The 2,751-nt window shown below is 33.2% G+C and carries 2 protein-coding genes; both read left to right on the top strand.

Going from position 1 to position 2,751, the window contains the following annotated elements; translation table 11 throughout:
* A partial coding sequence (locus AACV33_RS00825; protein ID WP_182700666.1) for a LamG-like jellyroll fold domain-containing protein occupies positions 1-321 on the top strand: 321 nt, incomplete at its 5' end.
* A gap of 61 nt (positions 322-382) precedes the next feature.
* Positions 383-2,751, top strand: a 2,369-nt coding sequence (locus tag AACV33_RS00820; RefSeq protein WP_182700665.1) for a cysteine peptidase family C39 domain-containing protein, incomplete at its 3' end; no start/stop codon positions are given.

Raw genomic sequence — 2,751 nt, 5'->3', positions numbered from 1 at the left:
ATTAATGGAGAATTGATGTTTTCTCGAAATTATGACAATAAGTATAAACGCTCAGGATTGGCATTATGGATAGGGGCGCTGAATAAACAATACCTAGCAACCGATTTATTCTCAGGGCAAATAACCGATGTGCAAGTGTGGAATAGAGGGTTAACTCAAAAAGAAGTTCGTCAATACATGGCAGAAATGCCAAATGGAACTGAACTTGATTTGCAAGCCGCGTATGACTTTAATCGCTGGCGTGGTGATTGGGTATACAACAAAGTATCAGGCCAATATGATTTGAAATTAGTGAATGGTGCCTATTTGAAGAAAAGATAAAGTAATTGAGAAATAAGAAAATAACCTAAGCGGTGAAATTATTATAATAAGAGAGTTTTAAATGAGAAAGTATGGAATTGTTTTTTGGTTAGTTATAGTTGCAGTACTTCTAACTGGCTGTCGTTCTGAAAAGAAATTATTAAATATAAAACAGGTTAGTCCAACGCTTATTGAAATGGATTTAAATGAAACACCAACTCATGAACAATTGAGTGCCGCAGGTCAACTAGGTGGTGTTCTTGTACCCACAAAACCAGTTATGGATAAAGTTAGACCAAGTTCATTTGATGTATTTAGTCATTTCTCTGATGATGAAAAGGAACGAAAACTATTTGGACAAGCAATACAAAACTGGAATAAACACTCTTACTCTGATGCTGTAAATAAATTTGATAATTTTAGACAAAAATTTCCACATAGTGCTTGGACCTCTGAAGCGACATTGCATATGGCATGTAACGCTAGGTTTACTGGGCAATATACAACAGCAAACATACTTTTTAATGAAATTATTGAACAAAATAAAGACTCTGATTATATCGGGGCCCGTTTAATGACTGCTAAAGCAAAAAGTCGACTAGCAGTATTGAGGTTAATGGAAAATAATTCAGAACAAGCTAAGAATCTTTTTAGCCAAGTATATTCAGACTCGCCTGATTGGAGGTTAAAAGTATATGCATCAAATTGGTTAAGGAAACTATCTGTTCGTAAAGATAGTGCAGGAAGCTTACTTGATTGTGGAACTAGAGCCCTATCATATTTACTAGAAAAAGATGGATTTTATGAAGATGCAGAGAGTGTTTTGGGATATATACCAGATAACGAAAATGGTTTTAGTATTTCTGAATTGATTCTATTAGCAAATGAATACAAATATAAAGCTCATGCCATAAAAGCTACAGTTAATGAATTAATGACGTTACAAGAACCTGCTATTTTGCAAATAAGCAGAAGTTCAACGGGAGGAAAAGGACATTATTGGGTATTAGAAAATATAGAAAATGGACAATTTAATATTTTTGATCCTCAAATGAACAGGCGGTTTCAATTCAATGCTGAACAGATAAAAAAAGAGTGGGGAGGAAATGTAATATTACTCTCTAAAACAGGAAGTAATGCTATTGGCGAATTAATGTCTGAAGAGGAAATGACATCAACTTATGGAGGGTGCTGTGGTATTCAAAGGCCTCAAGGTGATACAGGTTTGCCGGAAAGTATCCCTGATAATTCGGATGATAGTCCAGAAAGTGATTGTTCAAAAGGTGCGCCTATTTGGACGGTAAATATGGTTAATATGAACCTATTTATGAAAGATATCCCACTCTGGTATAACAATGAAATCGGTCCAAATGTGGAAATTAAATTAAGTTATAACTCACAGAGTGTTTTGGCTCAAAATGAACCATTTGGTAATAAATGGATGTTCAACTATGGTACTTATCTTGTTGTTGATCCTGGAGAGGCGGTGACTATATTTGGTTCTGATGGGCGTGAAGATGTATTTATAAAAGATGCTCAAGGAAAATACCAATCAGATAGTTATTATAGAACAAAGTTGGTTCAAGAAAATCAGGATACATATAGCCTAATATATGCAGACGGTTCTAAGAAGATATATGGGGTACCAAAGAATACAAAAGCTCTTCAATATTTTTTATTAGAAAAAATAGATGCTTATGGGAATAAATTGATTTTCCATTATAACAATGAAGCAAAAATGGTATCTATTGAAGATTCACATAATAGAATGACACACCTTAATTATGATGCAGTAGGCTTAATTTCATCTGTAGATGACCCATTCGGACGAAAAGCAACTTTTTTATATGATGAGAATCGGAACTTAATATCATTAGTTGATATGGAGGGGTATACTGCATCATTGACATATGATGATAATCGTTTTGTAACTTCGTTAGGTGATGCGAAGGGGACAACAAAGTTTTATATAGAGCCTGCTGACGGTATTCGAAATGGTGCCGTTGCATATAATTCTCCAGGCTCTGATATGTGGGAAAATTATCGTATAACAGTAACATTACCCAATAAAAAGAAAGAAGAATATTATTTTAACGGATTTAATAAATCGTCTTGGTATGTAAATGCTGATAATTATCGTGATTTTTACTCTGAGAACAATAATTATAGCTCTAAAATTAAAAAAACAGTCTATAAATTTGTCGTACCAAATGGACGCATAGGTAAGATCTCTGAGGTTAAACACCCTGATGGGAGCAGCAATAAAATTGAGTATTATAAGAATAATAAGATAAAATCAATTAAAGACCAATTTGGTAAAAATCAAGAATTTAAATGGAATGAGAATGGATTATTAATAGAAAGAATTGATAATTTAGGTAATACCATAATCTATGATTATGCTGATAATAATATCGATTTGATTTCTATATCAACAGTTAATGGTGTCAT

The organism is Aliivibrio sp. SR45-2 (genome assembly GCF_963890165.1).
GTDB lineage: Bacteria > Pseudomonadota > Gammaproteobacteria > Enterobacterales > Vibrionaceae > Aliivibrio > Aliivibrio salmonicida.
This window is presented reverse-complemented; position numbering and strand designations above follow the sequence as displayed.